The organism is Halomonas sp. HP20-15, from assembly GCF_033446685.1.
Lineage (GTDB): Bacteria > Pseudomonadota > Gammaproteobacteria > Pseudomonadales > Halomonadaceae > Modicisalibacter.
Map to the genome: position 1 here is coordinate 64504 of NZ_JAWQLY010000011.1, position 20773 is coordinate 85276.

The following is a 20773-nucleotide window of genomic DNA, read 5'->3' on the forward strand; positions in this document are numbered from 1 at the left end:
TGTTACCCACGAAAAAGCCCCCTGACAGGCAGGAGGCTCGATGAGTGTTGTGGCTAGTACGCTCAGCGCCGGGCAATGATCCATATTGCATGAATGATCCCGGGAATGTAGCCGAGAATCGTCAGCAGAATGTTGAGCCAGAAATGCAGTCCCAGACCGACCTGCAGGAAGACCCCAAGCGGGGGCAGCAGGATTGCCAGAATGATGCGGATCACGTCCATGATGTGTCTCCTATAGATACGCTGGATGTCGTTCCTTGAACGAACGCGCTGAACGTCGCGAACGCTATTGCTCACATGGGCCCGACGACCGGGCTCTTCAAGTCACGACTTGTCTGAAGTTTCATCATCGTCTCGCCGGTGCGCCGCGTGATCGTACTTCTGCGCGATCCGTTCGGCATCGTCGGCAAGCTGCGCGTGGTGGCGCTCCCAGTCTTCCCAGTCATGCGGCGTACCGCTGCGTGGACGCTGGCTTCCGGCATGACGTGCGCGCTGCCAAGCCAGCTCTTCCAGCGTGTTGGGGCGCTCTTCGTCACGCTCGAGCGCGATGCCCTGCTTGGCGAGATAATCTCTTGCGTTCATGGTATCTCCTTGCAGCGTCGCGTCAGTCGAACCGGACGACCGACGTATCGTATATGGTGTTTATGACAGTGCTGCTCCTGCTCGCGTTCACCGGCACACTTTCAGTTGCCAGCGGTTGCCAGAGCGGCGCCAACGGCTTGGCGAACCACAAACCAGCCGGAAATATCGGTGGTGTGTCTCTAGGGTAGCAGTTGCGTATGGACCGAACGCCCTCATGGAGCAGTCATCATCTCCGTGGGGCTGGGCTATGCTGAAATTGCAAGCGCCGCGGCCGCGTTTCGTGGCGCTTCGATCGCACCGCAGGAAACGCGGCCGGGCAACCCCGGTTGGACAGGATCACGTCCAGCAGGGTCTCAGTCCTTCGAGGAGGTACGCACATGACCAACAAGGCGCCCATGACGGTACGTGACATCATGTCTCGCGACTGTTACCGAGTCACCGGTGACACATCGGTGGCGACGCTCGTGGCCGGCCTGGCCCTGCACCGATTGCCTGGCGCACCGGTCGTCGACGGGCGCGATCACTTGATCGGCTTCATTTCCGAACATGATGTGATGGCCAAGCTGTTCGAGAGTGTCTACCTCAGCGACGAGCCGGCACCGGTACGCGACCTGATGCGCCATGAGGTGCTCACGGTCACCCCCAACAAGAGCGTGACCGATCTCGCCCAGGAGATGCAGGGGCAAAAGCCCAAGGTCTACCCGGTGGTCGAACAGGAGCGCCTGGTAGGCATCGTCACCCGACGCGACGTGGTCGGCGCCATTCTGCAGATGCGTAACGTTCATTAGCCGGCGCGGTTGCGCAAGGCAGTCGCTTGGCGAGGGCGGCATAAAAAACCGCCGCATCGAAGATGCGGCGGCCAATGGATCGAATGCAGTAAGCAAAGACGCAATTCTCAGCGACTGCCAAAAAATTGCGCTTATCCTTGTGACCACAGGTTGCCGACATTTATCCCTGGAAATCGAAATTTCTTTGAACCGGGCCATATCGCCCGCGTCACGCCCATCCCAGTCCTCCCGCCAGTAGCGCAAGCGTCGCGAGCAATGTCGCGACATTGACGCCCATCATCCGCATCAGTGCCTGGTGATCGTCCAGTACCCGGGGCAGGCGCAAGGCCACCCATAGCGCCGCGGGGAACGTCAGCCAGGTCGGCCCGGTTTCCATCGGAAAGAGTTGGCTCACCTGGCCTAGGGCGATCAGCCCGTAGGCGCCCAGCAGCAGCGTCGCCACCCACCGCGAAGCGCGCGGCAATCCCAGCACGATGGGCAGATGGCGGCGTCCGACACGCCGATCGGCCTCCCGATCGGGAAACTGGTTGATCAATAGCAATTCGCTGACCAGCAGCAATGCCACCGCCGAGCCCAGCAACGCCGTAGCATCGACACGTCCACCCAGCGCAATCACGCTACCCAGCACCATGATCGGGCCGAATCCCAATCCCGGCGCCAGCAGGCAAAGCCAGGGCGAACGGGTGATCCAACGCGTATAGGCCACCATCAGAACCATGCCGCTCAGCCCCAGCAGCAGCATCGGCCAGCCACGCAGCCATATAAAGTAAAAGCCGATCGCCACCACGCCGGCCGCCATGACCAGAGCCGTTAGCAGCACCTGGGAAGCGGCCTTGGGCGCTGCGGGCAACGCTCCGCTTCCTCCCGAGAACGGCGTGCGCCGTGTGATCAGGTCGAGGCCGGAGCGAAAATCGTCATACTCGTTGAGCAGATTGACCACCGCATGCGCCAGCAGCCCACCGACCAGCACCAGTACGATATCCAGTGATTCGAGCGCGCGCGATTGGCGAGCCGCGACGCTGACCCCGAGCAAGACGCAAAGCGGTGCCAATATCAGGAAGTTGGGGCGAGTGGCGCGTGCCACCGTGAGGGTCGTCATGCAGTTCCTTGTCCGTTCAGCCTATGTCCAGGAGGCTGTGCACGCTTTCCTTGCCAGCATGCCCGACGATTCATTATCATCGAGGCGCCGAGCGGGTATAGCTCAGTTGGTAGAGCATCAGCTTCCCAAGCTGAGGGTCGAGGGTTCGAATCCCTTTGCCCGCTCCAGTATTTCACCTTTCCTGTCGAACGCCCCCCTCCTTGCTTGCGTCATGCTCGCTGTTCAGCGGGAAGTGGCAGCGATAGACATGCCCTTCGCCGGCACTGGAAACGCCAGGATCGATCTGACTGCAGACCTGCCGTGCCCTCGGGCAGCGGGTGTGAAACTCGCAGGCCGGCGGGCGGTTCACCAGACTGGGCACATCGCCCCTGGCCTCGACCCGCTGGATCCTGGCATCGGGGTCGGGCTCCGGGTTCGCCGAGAGCAGCACCTCGGTGTAGGGATGACGCGGCCGGTAAAACACCTCCTCGGTCGGGCCTTGCTCAACGAAACGCCCCAGGTACATGACCGCCATGTGATCGGAGATATGGCGAACCACGTTGAGGTTGTGGGTGATGATCAGCATGGCGATGCCCAGCTCTTCCTGCAGGCGTGCCAGCAGGTTCATCACTTCGCCCTGCACCGAGACATCGAGCCCGGCCGTCGGTTCATCGGCGATGATCAGCTTGGGATCGAGCGCGAGCGCACGGGCCACGCCGATTCGTCGCGCCTGACCACCCGAGAGCTGATGCGGGAAGCGCTGGGCGAAATCGGTGCCAAGCCCGACCATCTCGAGAAGTCGCTTGGCCTCGGCATCCCTATCCCGGTCGCGCATTCCATGCATCTTGAACGGTTCGGTAATCAGCGAGCGGACGGTCAACCGGGGTGACAGCGAACCGACCGGATCCTGAAACATCATCGCCATGTCACGGCGATACGGCTTGTAAGCCCGCTGCGACAGACCGGTCAGCTCGTTGCCAGCGAAGCGAATGGAGCCGGAGTGGACCGGATTGAGCCCCATCAGGGCCCGTGCGATGGTCGACTTGCCCGAGCCGCTCTCGCCCACCAGGCCGAGCGTCTCGCCGGGCCGCACCTGAAAGGAAACGTTACACACCGCATCGAGGAAGGGATCGGACGTACGTGTCGCCAGGGCGCGGACCATTCCCATGCTGCGAAAGCGGACCTTGAGATCCTCCACTTCTAGCAAGACACTCATGGATGTCCTCCCGCTGCCTTGTCTCGAGCCTGTCGAATATCACGGCTCTCTCGATCGCGACTGGCTTCGCCCGGGTCGCGTAGATGACAGCGTGCCGTATGCGCGGCAAGCGTGTCGTCTCCATCGGCCCTGCCCTCGTCGACGCCCGCGACGACGGTATAGTGCGGCGGCCGCTCAAGCTGGCAGCGGTCGAAAACGTAGGGACAGCGATCCTTGAAGATGCAACCGCCGGGCACCTCGCCGGCGAGCAGGCTGGGCACGTTGCCGGGAATCGTCGGCAGGCGGCGGGTCCGCTCCCGAATCCTGCCCGGGTCGCATTCCAGCAGTGCCTGGGTATAGGGGTGGCCCGGCTGATGAAAGATGTCGCGCACGCTGCCTCGTTCGACCACTTCGCCGGCGTACATCACCACGACGTCGTCGCAGAGCTCCGCCACCGTGCCCAGATGATGCGAAACGAACAGGATCGAGCAACCCAACTCCGACTGCAGACGCTTGAGCAGATTGATGATCTGCACTTCCATGGTTGCGTCCAGCGCCGTCGTCGGCTCATCGGCCAGGATCAGGTCCGGCTCGACCAGCATCGCCATGGCGATGCAGATACGCTGGCGCATGCCGCCGGAGAACTGGTGAGGATAGTTGCGAATGCGGCTCTCGGGATCGGGAATGCCGACATGGCCCAGCGCCTTGATCGCCCGGCGCCGCTTTTCCGCCTTCGAGACGCTGTCGCGATACTGGATATCGATCATGTGGTCGTCCACGGACAGCACGCGATTCAGCGAGGTCATGGGGTCCTGGAAGATCATCGACATGCGCCGCCCGCGAACGTCGCGCATCTGGCGCGGAGAGAGTCGCAGCAGGTCGTCTCCCTCCAGCAGCACCTCGCCCCGGGTGATGATCGCGTTCTCGGCCAGCAGCCGGATGATGGCGTACGCCAGGGTGGATTTGCCGCTACCGCTCTCCCCCACCACACCGACGATCCGTCCCTTGGGAACCGCTACCGAAATATCGCGCAGCGCATGGATGCGCCCTTTGGGGCTCGTGAAGTCCAGGGACAGCGAACGCACCTCGAGCAAGGTCCCCAACGCCGCTCCCGGCACGCCCCGAGTCGTGGCAGCCTGGCTCATACGTCCCTCCTCAGCTTGGGATCGAAGATGTCCCGTAGCGCCTCACCCAGGAAGGTGAAGCCCAGCGTGGTCAGGATGATCGGTATGCCTCCTGCAATGACCGGCCAGGGCGAGTTCTGGATGTAGCTGTAGCCATCGTTGAGTATCGTGCCCCAGGATGGCGTCGGCGGGCGCACCCCCATGCCCAGAAAGCTGAGCCCCGCTTCGAGGGTGATCACCAGAGGGACGTCCATGCTGACCAGGATCAGCAACGGCCCGATCACGTTGGGCAGGATATGCACCCCCAGGATGCGCCCGGTACCTGCGCCCATCGCCCGCTCGGCCAGTATGTACTCGTGGTCGCGCAGCGACTGCGTCTGGGTGCGCACGACGCGTGCGTATACGGGAATCGAGGTCACGGCCACGACGAAGACCACCGTGAGCAGGCTGGGGCCCAGCAACGTCACCACGGCCAGGGCGAAGATGATGACCGGAAAGGCTCGCACCGAATCGAGGGCCAGCAGCAGGCCATTGTCCAGCCAGCGCGGCCCGAAGCCCGCTACCAGCCCCAGCACGAGCCCCAGCGAAAGTGCGGCGGCGAGGGAGGTCAGGGCCACGATCAACGCGACCCGCCCGCCCATGATCACGCGCGAAAGTATGTCCCGTCCGAGCTGGTCGGTACCCAGCGGATGCGCCCACGAGGGCGGCCCAAGGCGCGGGCCGACCATGATCTGGGTGGGGTCGAAGGGGACGATGAAGTTCGCCAGCAGTGCGCTGCTCACCATCACGATCACCAGAAAGAGCCCGAACAGGCCCAGCCGGTTCTTGCGGAGCTGGCCCCAATGTTCGGCCCAGGCGCTATTGCCCCGAATCAGCCTGGCGTCACTAGCGCTAATGGCTGTCATCAGAGGCCCTCCCTTACCCGGGGATCGAGCACGGCATTGACCAGATCGGCCAGGGTCGTGGAGATCACGAACAGGGCCGTGGTCACCAGCACCGTACCCATGACGACGGGGTAGTTACGCGTATCGACGGCATGCACTATCAGCGCCCCCAGCCCGGGCCGGGCAAAGACCACTTCGGCGAACACCGCCGCCGACAGCAAATGGGCCATTCCGACCCCCAGCACCGTCACGGTGGGCAGGATCGCCAGCCGCAGGGCATAGCGGACGATGATGCGTCGCTCCGGCAGGCCAAAGGAGCGCGCCATGCGTACATGGCTCTCGCCGAGCACTTCCAGCATCGATGCCCTGACGATTCGGGAGATATAGCCGACCCAGCCCACCCCCACGGCGAATGCCGGAAGGATCAGGTGCTGGACGCCATCCCAGAAGCCCCCGTTCCCCGAGCCGATGGCCGGCAGCCAGCCGAGCAACACGGCAAAGATCAGCAGCGCATATACCGCCATGACGAAGGAAGGGATGGCGATCATGCTGACCGAGAGCACCCCGATGATCTTGTCGACGAACGAGTTTCGTCGAACCGCCGAATAGCAGCCGAGTGGAATCCCGACCAACGATGCCCAGGTGATCGAAGTCAAAATGAGCACGATCGTATACGGCAACTCACCGAAGACGATGTCGCGGACCGGGCGCTGGGTAAAGACATCGGTGCCCATGTTCCCTTGTGCCGCATCGCCAAAGAAGAGCGCGATCTGCATGGGCAAGGGCTCATCGAGCCCCATCTTTTCATGAATCAGCGCCTTCTGCTCAGGGGTGGCACGCGGCCCTAGCACCACGGATGCGGGATCCCCCGGCACCGAGTGAATCATGACGAACAGTAGCGTGACGGCGAGGACCACGATGGCAACAGCCAACAGTAGCCGCTTGGTGAGATAGAGCAGCATGGATGAAACCTCGAATGCCGTAACGGGGCGTCAACGGGCGCCCCCGGAATCATGCGGGTTCGAAGTACCGGTATAGCGGTCTTCCGTCGGGGCGGGTCCCCGGCGTCATCACCGATTCCCGGTAGATGAAGGGCGAGGCTTCGTGGGTCAGGAAACGATAGCCTCCCGAGTCCTCCATGATGTCCTGCATCTCCTGGTACATTTCCGTGCGCTTCTGCTCGTCCTGTACCGTCATGGCTTGGGCATTGAGCTTGTCGAAGCGCTCATTGCAGAAACGCTCCCAGTTCCAGTTGCCTACCTGCTCGCAGGTAAAGAAGGTGGTGGCATAGAACGGATCGGGCACCATCGAGAAACGCTGCAGGATCAGCTGCATATCCTTCCAGCGCTCACCTTCGGATTCCATGCCGATGGTCCAGAACGAGCCGGGATCGTGCACGTCGACCTCGAGGGTAATGCCGATCTGACCCAACTGGGCCTGGATCATCTGGGCCATGGTGGTGAACTTGGACTCGTTGAGGACATCGATTCGCAGCGTCAGTCCTTCGGCGCCCGCCTGCTGAAGGAATTGCCGGGCCTTGTCGAGGTCCCCTTCGGGCGGCACCAACGCCTTTTCGCGATGGCCGACCAACCCAGGCGCCACCATCCCCGTGGCAACTTCCGCCTGGCCGAAGTAGCCCACCTCGAGCAGTTGCGGCACGTTTATCGCCCACTGCACCGCACGTCGCACGTTGATGTCCTGAAGCTTGGGATGCTCCATGTTCATGCCGACATAGATGTAATACAGCGAAGGGCGATCCTCGACGACGGTGTCCGGCGGGGTATCGCTCTTCAGCTCCTTCAGCGAGGAGAGGCTGACGTGGGTGAAATCGATATCGCCGGCCCGATAGGCGGTTTCCGCCGTCTTGGGGTCATCGATCGGCAGGATATGGATCTCGTCGAAGCCTGGCTTCGGCCCGCTCCACTGCGGATTACGCTTGAGGATGACCGCCTGGTTGGGCCGCCATTCGGCCAATACATAGGGTCCCGAAAAGCACGGCGGCTTCATGCCGAAATCACCACCATCCTTCGTCGCCTCCAGGACCGCTTGCTTCGAAACGATGTGGCCAACCCCATAGGGCAAGCTCACGTTCCAGATCGGCACGAACGGCTTGCTCAGTACGATGACGCCGGTGTACTTGTCTTCGACTTCGACATGATCCAGCGGCCCCCAGTCGTCTTGCATGGGGGAGTTCTGCTCGATCACCCGTTCAAACGAGAACTTGACGTCTTCGGCGGTCATCTCGCCATAACCGCCGGTAAACATGATGCCCGGCCGCAGCTTGAAGCGAATATGGGTCGGATCCAGCTGCTCCACCGATTCCGCCGCCTGCAATTCGGTCGCCCAGTCAGTGCCGGGCTTGTAGTTCAATAGCTTCGAATAGATGCAGTTCATTACATCGACGTTATAAGCATTCTGGTAGAAGCCGGGATCGAGTTTGTTGATGTCGGCATAGGAGCGGACCCTGAGGACTTTACCTTCGGCCGCCCATATCAATTGGGAAAGCGACGAACCATAGGCCATGACACCCGCCGCAGTTGCGATGCTTGACTGCAGAAACCGGCGGCGATCGAGCGATAATCCCTTTTTGGACTTCATGGTCACTATCCTTGTAATTATAACTTGTATACATAACGCCTCGACTGCATGAATTCGTTTTTGTATAACCATGCAGCGAAGCATAACTAACCTGTAGCACTACAGTGTCAACTTGCAACCGCCGATGCCGTGCTCCGGTTTCGTACACCATCGCCGTGCGTGATTAACGCGCGGGAAGTAATCCGTTAGGCTACTTGCCGCTGGACATACCTTCACGATGCTGAAAAGGCACAAGACATGAAAAACACCTTTCGCACGCTGGCGCTGACGACCGCCCTGCCCTTGCTGTCGATCCTCAGCGCTTCGGTATACGCCGTGCCCGCAGGCAAGACCGACTGCATCGCGCCGGCGCAGCCCGGCGGCGGCTGGGACTTCACCTGCCGCAGCGTGGCACGCACGCTACAGGAGCTGGATCTGATCCCCGCCGGCATGCAGACGACCAACGTGCCGGGGGCGAGCGGCGGCGTGGCTTTCAGCCATGTACGCGCCAAGCGCCCGGGTGATGAATCGCTGATCGTTGCCGCCTCGACCGCCACCACGACCCGACTGGCCCAGCGCCGTTATGCCGAGGGCAACGTCGATGACGTGCGCTGGGCGGCCGCACTGGGTGCCGACTATGGGATCATCGCGGTACCTCAGGACTCGCCCTATCAGGACCTAGGTGATCTGCTCGATGCGCTGCGCGAAGATCCCGGCCAGGTCAGTTTCTCAGGCGGCGACGTGGCCGGCGGCTTCGACCATCTCAAGGTGCTGATGGCGGCACGCCAGGCCGGCGTCGAGCAGCTGCGCGACATCAAGTATCTGGCCTACGATTCCGGCTCGGTGGCGATCACCCAATTGCTGGGCGGTCATCTCGACGCCTTCACCGGCGACCTCACAGAAGCGTTGAGTTTCGTCGAGAGCGGCGATCTTCGCCTGCTCGCGGTGTTCGCCGAGGAGCGCCTGCCCGGCAAGCTCGCCGACATTCCCACCGCACGCGAACAGGGCATCGATGTCGTCGCTCCCAACTGGCGCGGCTTCTACCTGCCCGGCGGCGTCTCCGACGAGGCCTATCAATGGTGGGTCGAGCGTCTCGATAGACTGTACGCCTCCGACGAATGGAAGGAGGTCATGCAACGCAATGGGCTATTGCCCTTTCACAAGAGCGGCGAGGCCATGGAGCGCTTCGCCCATCAGCAGGTGCAGGATATTCGTGCCATGTCCGACTCGCTCGGCCTGGTCAAGTAACGCCGACCATGACGCTCTTTCTATTGATATTCGTCGTTTCGATGGTCGTCATCGGCGGCACGATCACGATGATGATGCTGTCCCGTACACCCCGCTATCGCACCGAGCCGCAGCATCTGCTGCGGCTGTTCGACCGCGTGCTCAGTGGCGAAGCCTCGGCGAACGAATGGCATACGGTCGTCGGCTACCCGGTTCGTCACGACGAATATCTCGAAAGCGTACGGCGCAGCGCTATGCTGATCATGGACGAACATGGCCGACTCTCGCAGGCAGCGGCCGGCGGTTCGCTGCTGTCGCGTGCCGGGCGCGAGGAACTGACCATGCTGCGCGACCATCTCGCCGCCCACATGGCGCTCAAGGCGGGCCAGCGCGAATTCTAGCTGCCAGTCGAAGGTGGCCGGCATCGAGTCGGTAGGTAGACAGGCATAAAACGCCGGCCACTATCGTCATGTCGCCGGTGACGACATACAATGGCTTGCATTGGCGTCACGAGGTAACGACATGTCCAGCGCCATCCGTCTCACGCCGCTCGACAATACCATCAAGCATCATGCTCACGATTTCCATCAGATCGTGATCGGTCTCGACGGCCATGCCGACTTCGAGATCGAGGGGCTCGGCGGACGCATCGCCGCACTGTCAGGCTGCATCGTCCCCGCCAACTACCTGCACTATTACGAGGGTATTGGCACCAACCGCCAGCTGATCTTCGACCTGCCCGACGATGCGCCGGCATTGACCGGTAGCCATCGCGCGCACGCCCGGCTGTTCGATGCGCCACGCTTCTTCGCGCTCGATGCGCCGCTACGCGTCTACCTGCGCTTTCTGGTCCGCGAGCTCACCCAGCCACAGCCGGCACCCGGCGACCTGCTCGCCGCGACGTTCCTCGGCTGCCTCAATGCGCGCATGCCGGACGGCGCCTCTCAGCGCACCCGACGCATCGACCTGCCGGCCATCGACGCCTACATCGGGCAGAATATCCAGCGCCGCCTGACCGTCACCGATCTTGCCCGTCATGCCTGTCTGAGCGCCGCGCATTTCAGCGAGCTGTTTCGCGAGCAGACCGGGGTAACGCCCTATCAATACTTGTTGCGCCAGCGTCTGGCGGCCGCCCGGCAGTTGCTCGCCGATTCGCCGCTGCCGCTCAGCGAGATTGCCGCACGGACCGGCTTCGCCAGTCAGAGTGCGCTCTCCCACGCCTTTCGTCGCGTTTACGGCCATCCCCCCGGACAACTGCGTCGCCGCCCATCGCTGGCGCACGAGGCACTGGGCGGCCTGCCTCGCCGCCTGGCACTTTCACCGAATAGCTGATCTGCTCCGATCCGGCGGGACCCGGTTCGACCTCAACCGCTCAATTTCCGGGCTTTTAACAAAAGTCACCGCGAAATTGGCAAGACGCGGCGTCTTCTCCCACCCTAAATTCAGGACATACTGGGTTTCCTCTCGGGCCCCGCTGTTCACGCCGGGGCTTCGGCGTTCGTGTGCCTTCACGGAAGAGGGCCACATCAGCGTCCGAGTCACATCGCCATTAATGGGGTCTTCACATGCTCAATGCCAAGACCATGCTGGACAGCCAGACCTGGCAACAGGATCTGGATACCTTGCTCACGCGCCTGAGCGAGCACTATACCGTCGACGAGAACGTCTACATGGCCGAGCTGGTCGCCGTTCTGCAGGCCGACGAGAATGACTTTGTCAGGATCAGCGACAAGACCGCCGAGCTGGTGCGCGAAGTTCGCGAGATGGATACCGCCGTGGACTCCATCGATGAACTGCTGCAGCAGTACAGCCTCGATACCCACGAAGGGCTGATGCTGATGTGCCTCGCCGAGGCCATGCTGCGCATTCCCGACAAGGCCACCGCCGATGCGCTGATCGAGGACAAGCTGGGTCCCGCCGACTGGAAGTCCTATGTCGGCCAGAGCGAATCGTGGTTCGTCAACGCCTCGACCTGGGGCCTGCTGATGACCGGCCGTGTCATCCAGCTCGACAAGCCGCGCGACGGCAAGCCGGCCAACTTCATCAACAAGCTGGTCAATCGCATGGGCGAGCCGGTGATCCGCAGCGCCATGTACCAGGCGATGAAGATCATGGGCCGTCAGTTCGTGCTCGGGCGCACCGTCGACGAGGCTCTGAAGCGCTCGCAGCCGCTGTTCGACAAGGGTTATACCTACTCCTACGACATGCTTGGCGAGGCCGCGCGCACCCGCAAGGATGCCGGGCGCTACTTCGACGATTATGCCAATGCCATCAAGCGCGTCGGCGAGGTGAGCCGCAAGCTCAGCGACAAGACCCCTGCCCCGTCGATCTCGATCAAGCTTTCCGCGCTGCATCCGCGCTACGAGTTCGGCCACCGCCAGCAGATCCTGGTCGAGCTGGTCGACAGCGTTAAGCAGCTCGTCGCCATGGCCCGCGAGCGCCATGTGGCGATCACCATCGACGCCGAGGAAGTCGACCGCCTGGAGCTTTCGCTGGAAGTCTTCCGCGCCGTCTACGAGAGCGAGGAGTGCCGCGGCTGGGGTCACTTCGGGCTGGTCGTCCAGGCCTACGCCAAGCGTGCCCTGCCGGTGCTGCATTACATCAACCGCCTCGCCGACCAGCAGGGCGACGAGATCCCGCTGCGTCTGGTCAAGGGCGCCTACTGGGACACCGAGGTCAAGGAGTCCCAGCAGCTCGGTGTCGACGGCTACCCGGTGTTCACCCGCAAGGCGAATACCGACGTCGCCTACCTGGTCTGCGTGCACTTCCTGCTTTCGGATAACACGCGCGGGCGGATCTTCCCGCAGTTCGCCACGCACAACGCACATACCATCAGCACCATCCTCGAACTGGCCAACGCCACCGACCGGCCGTTCGAATTCCAGCGCCTGCATGGCATGGGCGAGGCGCTTTACGACGCCGCCCTCAAGCGCGCGCCCGAGGGCACCTACTGTCGCATCTACGCGCCGGTCGGGGCCCACAAGGACCTGCTGCCCTACCTGGTACGCCGGTTGCTCGAGAACGGCGCCAACTCGTCGTTTGTTCATCAGCTGGTCGACCCGCGAGTGCCGGTCGAGTCGCTGTGCGTACACCCGGTCGAGACGCTCGGCCAGTACGAATACTACGCCAATCCCCAGATTCCGCTGCCGCGCGACATCTACGGTGCTCATCGCAAGAACTCAAAGGGCGTCAACTTGAACATTCGCAGCCAGTATCAGCCGCTCGTCGACGCCATGGCGCAATTCATGGATCAGGAGCACCACGTCAAGCCGTTGCTGGGTTTCGAGATCGACGACGCCCCCGAGCAGCGCCAGGAAGTCAGGAATCCCTACGATACGCGTCAACTCGTGGGCAGCGTTCAGTGGACGACCCGCGAACAGGCCGAACGGGCCGTGGAAGTCGCCTGGCAGGCCTTCCCGCGGTGGGACGCCACCCCGGTCGAGGAGCGTGCGCAGATCCTCGAACGCTTCGCCGACCTGATGGAAGAGCATCTCGCCGAACTGATGACGCTGTGCTCGCGCGAGGGCGGCAAACTGCTGACCGATGGCGTCGACGAGATCCGCGAAGCGGTGGATTTCTGCCGCTACTACGCCAACCGCGCCCGCGAAATGTTCGCCGAGCCGACCCAACTGCCCGGACCGACCGGTGAGTCCAACGAGTTGATGATGAGCGGCAAGGGCGTGTTCGCGACGATCAGCCCATGGAACTTCCCGGTAGCGATCTTCTGCGGTCAGATGGTCGCCGCCGCGGTGGCTGGCAACAGCGTGCTCGCCAAGCCGGCCGAGCAGACCTCGCTGGTCGCTCACCGGGTCGTCGAGCTGCTCCACGAAGCCGGCATGCCGCGCGACGTCGTCCAGCTATTGCCTGGCGATGGCCCTACCGTGGGTAGCGTGCTTAGCTCCGATCCTCGGATCACCGGCATCGCCTTCACCGGCGGCACCGACACCGCGCAGATCATCAACCGCTCGCTGGCCGCCCGCGAAGGTGCTCCGCTGGCCACGCTGATCGCCGAAACCGGCGGCCTCAACGCAATGATCGTCGACTCCACCGCGCTGCCCGAACAAGTCGTCGCCGACGTCATCCGCTCGTCGTTCCAGAGTGCCGGCCAGCGCTGCAGCGCGCTGCGCGTACTCTATCTGCAGGACGATGTCGCCGATCGTGTGATCGAGATCCTCACGGGGGCGATGGCCGAGCTCAGCGTCGGCGACCCCCGCGATCTGGGCACCGACGTCGGCCCGGTGATCGACGATGAGGCGCGCCAGGGCCTGCTCGCGCATATCGAGCAACTCAAGGACGAAGGCCGGCTGATCGCCGAAACATCGCTCGATCCGGCGCAAACCGCCCACGGCAACTTCGTCGCCCCCACCGCCTTCGAGATCGATGGCATCGGGGCGCTGGAGCGCGAGCAATTCGGGCCGATCCTGCATATCGTGCGTTACAAGGCCGAAGAGATCGATCGCGTGATCGAGACCATCAATGCCAAGCAATATGGACTGACCTTCGGCGTGCATAGCCGCAACGAATCGTTTGCCAAGACCATTGCGCAGAAAATTCGTGTGGGCAATGTCTATGTAAACCGTAATATCATTGGCGCCGTCGTCGGCGTTCAGCCCTTCGGGGGGCAGGGCCTTTCGGGCACCGGGCCCAAGGCCGGGGGACCCAACTACCTGTTGCGCTTCGCCACCGAGAAAGCGCTGACCATCAATACCGCCGCCCTGGGCGGCAACGCGTCACTACTCGCGCTGGGTGATGAGTAGCCCGGACTGAGTAGTCTGCCAAGCGAGTGCTACCACTCGCTTGGCAGGCTCGTACGAAAAGGCCTTGCCATTCGTCCGAAGAAAAGCAGGACCTTTCGGCGTGTGACAACAATACAACCGCAGAAGGACGACTCAACATGGCTGAAGACAATCTGACCTGCGACTTTACGTTCGCGCCCTACCGGGTGGAGACGCTCGGCATTGGCGCCATCGCCTAGTCACGACGAATAGAAAAGAGTTACAAAAACAATGCGCGCCACTACCGGGTCCTGCACGGTAGCCGCGCTAATGAACTGGAGAAGTTTCATGGCCATTGGTGTTTGGATTAGTCTATTCATTTATTTTGCGCTGATGATCGCCATCGGCGTCTATGCAATGCGCAAATCGACGTCTTCATCTGAAGATTATGTATTGGGTGGGCGAGGCCTCAGCCCAAAAGTAGCGGCCTTGTCGGCCGGAGCTTCGGACATGAGCGGGTGGTTGCTTCTGGGGCTTCCCGGGGCGCTCTTTGTATCCGGCCTGGCCTCCGCGTGGATTGGCATAGGCCTGTTCGTCGGGGCATTCGTTAACTGGGTTCTTGTTGCACCCCGGCTCCGTGAGCAAACCGTGCACTACGGGAATGCCCTGACGATTCCGTCCTTTCTGGCAAATCGTTTCCCGACCAAGGCCATGTCCCTGCGTACCGTCTCTGCCGTTGTCATTGTCGTATTCTTCGCGGTTTATACGGCATCCGGGCTGGTTGCAGGCGGCAAGCTCTTTGAAAGCGCGTTTGGGGGAATCATCAGTGTCGGGGGCATGAGCGATTACGCGGTCGGTATCATCATTACCCTGGGCGTCGTGCTGGTCTATACAGTTGTTGGCGGCTTCCTGGCAGTAAGCATGACCGACTTCGTACAGGGATGCATCATGGTAGTGGCATTGATACTTATGCCGCTGGTCGTGCTCTTTGGCGAAGGTGGCGGCGGTTTTGCCCAGGCGACCCAGACTCTAAGTGAAGTCGACCCCACGCTGCTGTCCTGGACGGAGGGACTGACCGTTATCGGCTGGCTGTCTGCGGTCACCTGGGGACTTGGCTATTTTGGCCAGCCCCATATTATCGTACGCTTCATGGCGATTCGCAGCCTGAAAGAGGTTCCGACTGCGCGCAATATCGGCATGACCTGGATGGGTGTTGCACTCATCGGCGCCATCTCTCTGGGTATCTTTGGTCGAGCTTATGCGGTACGTAACGGCTTGAATGTCGAAGATCCGGAAACCATTTTCATCATTTTGGCCGAGCTGCTGTTCAATCCGTTCATTACCGGCTTCCTCTATGCAGCTCTGCTGGCCGCGATCATGAGCACCATCTCTAGCCAGCTTCTGGTGTCCTCGTCTTCTCTTACAGAAGACTTCTATCGCTTGTTTCTACGTAAAGAAGCAAGCGAACGCGAATCCGTGACTGTCGGCCGGGTCTGTGTCGTGTTGGTTGGCCTGGTTGCAGCCGTCATTGCCTCTGACCCTGAGTCCAACGTTCTGGCACTGGTCAGCAACGCCTGGGCCGGCTTCGGTGCGGCATTCGGCCCGCTGATCATCCTGTCGCTGATGTGGTCGCGTACCAACGGCGCTGGCGCCATCGCAGGCATGGTGGTGGGTGCTGCCACCGTCATCATCTGGATTGCATTGGGCTGGAACTCAGAGTTCATGGGTGGCCCGGGTGTATACGAGATCATTCCCGGTTTCATCGCCTCCTTCATTGCAATCCTGGGGGTGAGCAGTGTTACTGCCGACGCGGGTGAATATAAGCACATCGCTCGCTAAACGCTCAATAGCTCGCAAAGTAGTGAAAGGGCTCCCTATGGAGCCCTTTTTAATCGTATAAGCGTAAAGACCTCCACCGTTGCCAAGCTGAATTATTGGCACTTTTCTTGCCGGCACTTTATCTACTGCTGGTTCATCCAACTGATTGCTGCTCGCTAGAGCCGCAACAGCAGCAGCACCCCGAACATCCCCAGCGCCAGCCAGCACCAGGGCGGTCCCAGCCAGCGTCTCACCGGGCCGGGACGCACGGTGAGGCCTGCACCGTGGGCGAAGCCGGCACCCAGCGCCCACACCCCGAGTAGCCATAGCGGCAAGCGCCAGATAAGCGTCAGGCCGCTGATGATTTCAGGACGCAACAGCAGCATCAGCGCCATTGCCGAGGCCAGCACCAGCGCCACTAGCCGGGTTCCCTGCCGATAGCCTACCGCGAGCATAGCTTGCTCCTTGATCGTTGACCTGCTTCCAGTAAAGCGGCTCGCCGTGATAAGCGCCATGAAGTGCGCGTTTCGTGGCGCTCGATCGTAGCAAGCTATGTACGGCTTTAGTCTAATAACAAAATTTTACGTGACATAAGCGAACAGTGTTTCCTATACTGTCAGCACAGTTTGAAAACACTGTTTCATAAGACCGGCAATCGCCGGGCAAAACAGACAACGGATGTTGCAATCCGCTTAATGGCAAGGAGTCACCCATGACCAAGATGAAACTGCTTTCCGCTTCTATCGTCGCCGGCAGCCTGATCGTTGCCTCACAGGCAACGCTTGCCTATGAAGCTGGCGACATTCTGCTGCGCGGTGGCGTCGCCGAGAACAACGCAACCGGCGACGGCATCGACGTCAGCGACGACAGCGCCTTCGTCGGCAGCGTCGGCTACATGATCCAGGACAAGGTCGGTGTAACCTTGGGCGGCAGCGACAAGTTCGAACATAACCTGTCCGGTCAGGGTGTAAACGGCGAAGTCGACAGCCAGCCAATCGACCTGATGGTCGAGTACTACCCGCTCGGCGGCCTCGATTCACGTATCCAGCCCTATGCTGGCGTGGGCGCCAACTACACGCGCTTCTCGGGTGAGAGCAGCGGCCTAAGCGTCGACAATACCTGGTCACCCAAGGGCGAAGTGGGTATCGACCTGGTAGTCACCGACTATCTGTCGTTCAACGGCTTCGCGTCCTACGCCGACGTCGATGCGGACTACAACACCGCAGGCGGCGCCAGTGGCGAATTGGACAGCGATCCGGTCATGGTCGGCGGCGGCGTGACGCTGAGCTTCTAAGGCCACGCTTGCCAAGCACGTAACGACGACGCCGGGCTTTTGCCCGGCGTTTTTTGTGTCTGCTCTTTTTCTCGCGGCGCTCAACGCTATTCCCTGCCGGCCGAACCGGATCAACGCGGCGACAGTCGTGATAGCCCCAGCATCGTCAAGGTCGTATCTGCCAGGCCCTCGACGGCATCGACCTCGCTCAGACGCGCGTGGTAGCTCTCGGAAAGAAAAGGCTTGCCGGCCAGCAGATGATCGAGGTACTCGCGCGCCGGACGCAGCGACTCACGGGTCTTTCCGACCCCGGCGATATATACCCACGCTTCGACCGGCCCTTCGGCGGTCTCGACGACACGGGCATGACGACAATAGTCCTGGGGGACCCCTTCGAAGGGGTCCATGAGTGCGATCTGTTCGGGATAGTGCAACTCGAACAGCGCCCCCTCGACCCGTGCCCCGGGCTCGGCAACCACATTGGCATGCGCGATTCCAGGCACTAGCGAGGTCTTGTCGAAGCGCAGCGCGTAATCTTCCAGCACGCCCGGCCGTACCCTGCGCGTCTCACCGATGCGTGCCGCCACACGGGCGATATTCATGTTACTGCCGTAGGCAAAGTAATAGGCCATGCTCAGGACTCCGTGACGATACGGTCCACTTCGGCGACCGCCGCCACCACCACCGCGCGATTGCTTGGCTTGCTGTTCTGCATATAGGCCTCGGCGGCCGGGGCCACCTCGCAGGTAGACGGTAGCGGCGCCCGCGCCTCTATCAGCGCTTGCAGGCGCGCGATGAAGACATAGCGCAGCCATTGCGCCAGGTCCATGGTGTCGACGCAGAATGGCTGGACGCTGTCGAAGGCCTCGGGATCGGGACGCGCGGTATTCCAAAGATCGACGCTACGCAGCGCCGACTCGAGTTCGCCGAGGGCCTGATCGAGTTCCTGATGAGCGGTCATTGCGCCTCCGTCATTGCAAAGCGACATTATCGCGCGGGCCGCCAGGCGGCCTCAAGGCTCGCCTAGCGACTGGCCAGCCAGCACTTTGCGCAGGAAGTTGCGGGTGCGTTCGTCACGCGGTGCGGAGAACAATTCCGCGGGCGGGCCCTGCTCGACGATTCGTCCGCCGTCCATGAAGATCACCCGATCGGCGACGTCGCGGGCGAAACCCATTTCATGGGTCACCACCAGCATGGTCTGACGCTCCTCGGCGAGCTGCTTCATCAGTCCCAGGACCTCTTCGACCCACTCGGGATCCAGCGAGGAAGTCGGCTCGTCGAACAGGATGACCTCCGCCTGCGCGGCCATCGCCCGGCCTATGCCCACGCGCTGCTGCTGACCGCCGGACAGCGAAGCGGGATAGGCGTCCGCCTTGTCCTCCAGACCGATACGCTCGAGGATCTCGCGAGCGCGCCGGTAGGCACGCGGCTTCGCCCAGCCGTTGACCACGATCAGCCCCTCGGCGATGTTCTCCAGCGCCGTCTTGTTGGCGAACAGGGCATAGTTCTGGAAGACGAAGGCAGTACGCCGGCGCAGCTCGAGAATCTCCCGCTTGCGTGCATGCGTGGCCTCGACCGTCAGATCGCCGACCGTAACCTGCCCGGCTTCGGGCCGTTCCAAGAAATTCACGCAGCGCAGCAGCGTCGACTTGCCGGTCCCCGATGGGCCGATCACGACGATGATCTCGCCTCGCTCGATGACCAGATCGATCCCATCGAGCACCGTGCTGTCGCCGAAGCGCTTGGTCAGTCCCTTGAGTTCGATCATCGCCGGTAGGCCCTGTTGAGTCGGGTTTCGATACGCCGCTGCAACCAGGCCAGCAATTCGACGATCGCCCAGTAGAATATCGCCACGGTGATGAATGCCTCGAAATAGAGGAAGCTTCCTGCAGCTTCCTTCTGGGTGGCACCCATCAACTCGGTGACGCCGAGCGTGAAGGCCAGCGACGTCGCCTTGATCATGTCTATGAAATAGTTCATCAACGTCGGAACCGCGACCCGCGTGGCCTGCGGCAGCACGATCCGCCGCATCAGCTGCAGATTGGTCATGCCCACCGATAATGCCGCCTCGGTCTGACTGCGGTCGACGCCGACGATGGCGGCACGAATCGACTCCGCCATATACGCCGAGAAATGCAGCGTCAGGCCGAGGATCGTCGCCGTGACGCCGTTGATCTGGGTCAGCGCGCTGAACAGCTGCGGCAAGCCGTAATAGAACAGGAACAGCTGCACCAGCAGGGGCGTACCGCGAAAGAACGAGATGAACAGCAGCGTCACGGCGTTGAGCCCGGGCACGCGCAGCACTCGCACCACCGCCAGCACGGCGGCCAGGGCAAGCCCCAGGACCATGCCAGCGGAAGCCATTTCCAGGGTCAGCGGCAGGTAGCCGAACAGAACCGGCACCAGCCCCAGCATATAGTCGACATTCAGTACGTTCATTCAACTAGCCCGACGCTTAACGCTGGGTGATGTCGGTACCGAACCAGCGCTGGGAGATCTTCTCCAGAGTGCCATTCTCACGCAGCGTCTCCAGCGCCTTGTCGAAACGATCGCGCAGCGCGCGGCCCTGCTCGGTATCGCGGAACGGTAGTGCATTGCGGATTTCCGAGAACGGCTTGCCGGCGAGTTCCAGCGGCAGCGGCTTTTCCTTGATCACCTGCGAGGCGCTCACGCGGTCCATGACGAAGGCGTCGACCCGGCCCAGCGCGGTATCCTGCTCGATATTGCTCTCGTAGGTACGGATATCGATTTCGTCGGCATAGGGCAATTCGCGCAACAGCTGTTCGTAGTTCGAACCCAGGTTGACGGCCACCGTCTTGCCGCGCAGGTCTTCGACGCCTTCGATGGTGTCGTTGCCCTTGCGGGTCACGACCTGAGCGCCATCATAGACGTAGGGCTCGGTGAAGGCGTATTTGGCCTGACGCTCGTCGGTGATGGTGATCTGGTTGGCGATGGTGTCGATACGCCCCGACTCGAGCATACCGAACAGTCCCGAGAAGTTGGCGGTGACGAACTCGATATCCGCCCCCATCTGCTCGCCCAATGCGTTCATGACGTCGACTTCGAACCCCTTGAGCTGGTCCTGCTCGACGAAGGTGAACGGGAAATAGCCGCCCGACATGCCGACCTTGAAGCTATCGCCGCCCTTTTCCTGTGCCGTAGCCCCCAGGGGAACCGTCAAAAGGGTGCCCAAGGCCAGGGTCGCTATCAATCGCCGCATGATGACTCTCCAGTGGTTGTTCAACGCCGCTTGGTTACTGAATAAGAATAAACGAGCGCCTCGTTTATTCGATTTGGTTACATAGCTTAGTGACTCGAACCGCCTTTGACCAATAGGCACTAACTATTTGTACACTTCAACAGGCTGCGTCTTGGTACACAGTTTTCCTGAAGGAGCCTGTGGATAATCACTGGAAAAACCGGCCTTGCGCCCATGACGCCTGGCGCGACATGGATTGATCAAAAACTGACCGCTCGATGAATCATCGAGGTAGAAAGGGCGACGGCGACACG

General features: G+C 61.7%; 21 protein-coding genes and 1 tRNA gene. 8 read left to right on the plus strand and 14 right to left on the minus strand.

The features are described 5' to 3' along the window. Positions 1-62: 62 nt before the first annotated feature. Positions 63-221, minus strand: coding sequence for a YqaE/Pmp3 family membrane protein (locus R6258_RS14645; RefSeq protein ID WP_318451977.1), 159 nt, complete (start codon positions 219-221; stop codon positions 63-65). 102 nt (positions 222-323) lie between these two features. Then, entirely contained in the window at positions 324-581 is a 258-nt protein-coding gene (locus R6258_RS14650) for a hypothetical protein (RefSeq protein ID WP_318451983.1), read from the minus strand. A gap of 377 nt (positions 582-958) precedes the next feature. Here R6258_RS14650 and R6258_RS14655 point away from each other — a divergent pair, with 377 nt between their 5' ends. Further along, entirely contained in the window at positions 959-1369 is a 411-nt protein-coding gene (locus R6258_RS14655) for a CBS domain-containing protein (protein WP_318451991.1), read from the plus strand. 208 nt (positions 1370-1577) lie between these two features. Here R6258_RS14655 and R6258_RS14660 read toward each other — a convergent pair whose 3' ends face one another. Then, the gene (locus tag R6258_RS14660; protein WP_318451993.1) at positions 1578-2468 is read right to left on the minus strand and encodes a prenyltransferase; all 891 of its coding nucleotides are present in this window, start codon (positions 2466-2468) and stop codon (positions 1578-1580) included. Positions 2469-2559: 91 nt separating this feature from the next. Between R6258_RS14660 and R6258_RS14665 the strand changes: the two genes are divergently transcribed. After that, positions 2560-2635, plus strand: a tRNA-Gly gene (locus R6258_RS14665). Positions 2636-2640: 5 nt separating this feature from the next. Here the strand turns inward: R6258_RS14665 and R6258_RS14670 are convergent. Genes R6258_RS14670 through R6258_RS14690 form a run of 5 tightly spaced genes read right to left on the minus strand, consistent with a single transcriptional unit; the run spans position 2641 to position 8248 of the window. After that, complete coding sequence (locus R6258_RS14670) at positions 2641-3663, minus strand: ABC transporter ATP-binding protein (protein WP_318452006.1); 1023 nt, start codon at positions 3661-3663, stop codon at positions 2641-2643. Further along, on the minus strand, positions 3660-4787 hold the full coding sequence (locus tag R6258_RS14675) for an ABC transporter ATP-binding protein (RefSeq protein WP_318452008.1): 1128 nt from the start codon (positions 4785-4787) through the stop codon (positions 3660-3662). The genes R6258_RS14670 and R6258_RS14675 overlap by 4 nt, the downstream gene beginning before the upstream one ends. Continuing rightward, on the minus strand, positions 4784-5671 hold the full coding sequence (locus tag R6258_RS14680) for an ABC transporter permease (protein ID WP_318452010.1): 888 nt from the start codon (positions 5669-5671) through the stop codon (positions 4784-4786). The genes R6258_RS14675 and R6258_RS14680 overlap by 4 nt, the downstream gene beginning before the upstream one ends. After that, positions 5671-6612, minus strand: a complete 942-nt coding sequence (locus R6258_RS14685) for an ABC transporter permease (protein WP_318452012.1) — start codon at positions 6610-6612, stop codon at positions 5671-5673. Before R6258_RS14685 ends, R6258_RS14680 begins: the two co-directional genes overlap by 1 nt. 49 nt (positions 6613-6661) lie before the next feature. Further along, positions 6662-8248 carry an ABC transporter substrate-binding protein gene (locus tag R6258_RS14690; RefSeq protein WP_318452014.1) on the minus strand — a complete coding sequence of 529 codons (1587 nt, stop codon included), beginning with the start codon at positions 8246-8248 and terminating at the stop codon, positions 6662-6664. A gap of 237 nt (positions 8249-8485) precedes the next feature. Between R6258_RS14690 and R6258_RS14695 the strand changes: the two genes are divergently transcribed. The 5 genes from R6258_RS14695 to putP all read left to right on the plus strand — a co-directional run bounded on the left by R6258_RS14695 (position 8486) and on the right by putP (position 16008). Next, positions 8486-9475, plus strand: coding sequence for a Bug family tripartite tricarboxylate transporter substrate binding protein (locus R6258_RS14695; RefSeq protein WP_318452016.1), 990 nt, complete (start codon positions 8486-8488; stop codon positions 9473-9475). Between the two features lie 8 nt (positions 9476-9483). After that, complete coding sequence (locus R6258_RS14700; RefSeq protein ID WP_318452018.1) at positions 9484-9855, plus strand: hypothetical protein; 372 nt, start codon at positions 9484-9486, stop codon at positions 9853-9855. Positions 9856-9976: 121 nt separating this feature from the next. Then, positions 9977-10786: an AraC family transcriptional regulator gene (locus tag R6258_RS14705; RefSeq protein WP_318452020.1), complete on the plus strand. Its 810-nt coding sequence runs from the start codon at positions 9977-9979 to the stop codon at positions 10784-10786. A 233-nt stretch (positions 10787-11019) separates the two neighbouring features. Next, positions 11020-14211, plus strand: coding sequence for a bifunctional proline dehydrogenase/L-glutamate gamma-semialdehyde dehydrogenase PutA (putA, locus tag R6258_RS14710; RefSeq protein ID WP_318452021.1), 3192 nt, complete (start codon positions 11020-11022; stop codon positions 14209-14211). 306 nt (positions 14212-14517) lie between these two features. Beyond that, positions 14518-16008: a sodium/proline symporter PutP gene (gene putP, locus R6258_RS14715; protein WP_318452023.1), complete on the plus strand. Its 1491-nt coding sequence runs from the start codon at positions 14518-14520 to the stop codon at positions 16006-16008. Between the two features lie 155 nt (positions 16009-16163). Here putP and R6258_RS14720 read toward each other — a convergent pair whose 3' ends face one another. After that, a complete protein-coding gene (locus R6258_RS14720) occupies positions 16164-16442 on the minus strand; it encodes a hypothetical protein (RefSeq protein WP_318452025.1) in 279 nt (92 codons plus the stop codon). A gap of 257 nt (positions 16443-16699) precedes the next feature. On the opposite strand from R6258_RS14720, the gene R6258_RS14725 reads away from it, so the two are divergent. Further along, the gene (locus tag R6258_RS14725; RefSeq protein ID WP_318452026.1) at positions 16700-17281 is read left to right on the plus strand and encodes an OmpW/AlkL family protein; all 582 of its coding nucleotides are present in this window, start codon (positions 16700-16702) and stop codon (positions 17279-17281) included. Between the two features lie 110 nt (positions 17282-17391). Here the strand turns inward: R6258_RS14725 and R6258_RS14730 are convergent, their stop codons facing one another. Genes R6258_RS14730 through R6258_RS14750 form a run of 5 tightly spaced genes read right to left on the minus strand, consistent with a single transcriptional unit; the run spans position 17392 to position 20480 of the window. Beyond that, positions 17392-17892, minus strand: coding sequence for a gamma-glutamylcyclotransferase family protein (locus R6258_RS14730; protein ID WP_318452028.1), 501 nt, complete (start codon positions 17890-17892; stop codon positions 17392-17394). A gap of 2 nt (positions 17893-17894) precedes the next feature. Further along, positions 17895-18221, minus strand: coding sequence for a YqcC family protein (locus tag R6258_RS14735; RefSeq protein WP_318452032.1), 327 nt, complete (start codon positions 18219-18221; stop codon positions 17895-17897). A 51-nt stretch (positions 18222-18272) separates the two neighbouring features. Further along, positions 18273-19028 (minus strand): amino acid ABC transporter ATP-binding protein, encoded by a 756-nt coding sequence (locus R6258_RS14740; RefSeq protein ID WP_318452036.1) that lies wholly within the window; start codon positions 19026-19028, stop codon positions 18273-18275. Continuing rightward, a complete protein-coding gene (locus tag R6258_RS14745) occupies positions 19025-19699 on the minus strand; it encodes an amino acid ABC transporter permease (RefSeq protein ID WP_318452041.1) in 675 nt (224 codons plus the stop codon). Before R6258_RS14745 ends, R6258_RS14740 begins: the two co-directional genes overlap by 4 nt. Positions 19700-19715: 16 nt before the next feature. Beyond that, positions 19716-20480, minus strand: a complete 765-nt coding sequence (locus tag R6258_RS14750; protein WP_318452044.1) for an amino acid ABC transporter substrate-binding protein — start codon at positions 20478-20480, stop codon at positions 19716-19718. Positions 20481-20773: the final 293 nt, after the last annotated feature.

Bases quoted from the DNA above. Each gene is read 5' to 3' on its own strand.
- R6258_RS14645 (WP_318451977.1), bottom strand. From the start codon at position 221: ATGGACGTGATCCGCATCATTCTGGCAATCCTGCTGCCCCCGCTTGGG.
- R6258_RS14720 (WP_318452025.1), bottom strand. From the start codon at position 16,442: ATGCTCGCGGTAGGCTATCGGCAGGGAACCCGGCTAGTGGCGCTGGTG.
- R6258_RS14730 (WP_318452028.1), bottom strand. From the start codon at position 17,892: ATGGCCTATTACTTTGCCTACGGCAGTAACATGAATATCGCCCGTGTG.
- putA (WP_318452021.1), top strand. From the start codon at position 11,020: ATGCTCAATGCCAAGACCATGCTGGACAGCCAGACCTGGCAACAGGAT.
- R6258_RS14740 (WP_318452036.1), bottom strand. From the start codon at position 19,028: ATGATCGAACTCAAGGGACTGACCAAGCGCTTCGGCGACAGCACGGTG.
- R6258_RS14680 (WP_318452010.1), bottom strand. From the start codon at position 5,671: ATGACAGCCATTAGCGCTAGTGACGCCAGGCTGATTCGGGGCAATAGC.
- R6258_RS14685 (WP_318452012.1), bottom strand. From the start codon at position 6,612: ATGCTGCTCTATCTCACCAAGCGGCTACTGTTGGCTGTTGCCATCGTG.
- R6258_RS14650 (WP_318451983.1), bottom strand. From the start codon at position 581: ATGAACGCAAGAGATTATCTCGCCAAGCAGGGCATCGCGCTCGAGCGT.
- putP (WP_318452023.1), top strand. From the start codon at position 14,518: ATGGCCATTGGTGTTTGGATTAGTCTATTCATTTATTTTGCGCTGATG.
- R6258_RS14745 (WP_318452041.1), bottom strand. From the start codon at position 19,699: ATGAACGTACTGAATGTCGACTATATGCTGGGGCTGGTGCCGGTTCTG.
- R6258_RS14700 (WP_318452018.1), top strand. From the start codon at position 9,484: ATGACGCTCTTTCTATTGATATTCGTCGTTTCGATGGTCGTCATCGGC.
- R6258_RS14670 (WP_318452006.1), bottom strand. From the start codon at position 3,663: ATGAGTGTCTTGCTAGAAGTGGAGGATCTCAAGGTCCGCTTTCGCAGC.
- R6258_RS14735 (WP_318452032.1), bottom strand. From the start codon at position 18,221: ATGACCGCTCATCAGGAACTCGATCAGGCCCTCGGCGAACTCGAGTCG.
- R6258_RS14705 (WP_318452020.1), top strand. From the start codon at position 9,977: ATGTCCAGCGCCATCCGTCTCACGCCGCTCGACAATACCATCAAGCAT.
- R6258_RS14725 (WP_318452026.1), top strand. From the start codon at position 16,700: ATGACCAAGATGAAACTGCTTTCCGCTTCTATCGTCGCCGGCAGCCTG.
- R6258_RS14675 (WP_318452008.1), bottom strand. From the start codon at position 4,787: ATGAGCCAGGCTGCCACGACTCGGGGCGTGCCGGGAGCGGCGTTGGGG.
- R6258_RS14750 (WP_318452044.1), bottom strand. From the start codon at position 20,480: ATGCGGCGATTGATAGCGACCCTGGCCTTGGGCACCCTTTTGACGGTT.
- R6258_RS14655 (WP_318451991.1), top strand. From the start codon at position 959: ATGACCAACAAGGCGCCCATGACGGTACGTGACATCATGTCTCGCGAC.
- R6258_RS14660 (WP_318451993.1), bottom strand. From the start codon at position 2,468: ATGACGACCCTCACGGTGGCACGCGCCACTCGCCCCAACTTCCTGATA.
- R6258_RS14690 (WP_318452014.1), bottom strand. From the start codon at position 8,248: ATGAAGTCCAAAAAGGGATTATCGCTCGATCGCCGCCGGTTTCTGCAG.
- R6258_RS14695 (WP_318452016.1), top strand. From the start codon at position 8,486: ATGAAAAACACCTTTCGCACGCTGGCGCTGACGACCGCCCTGCCCTTG.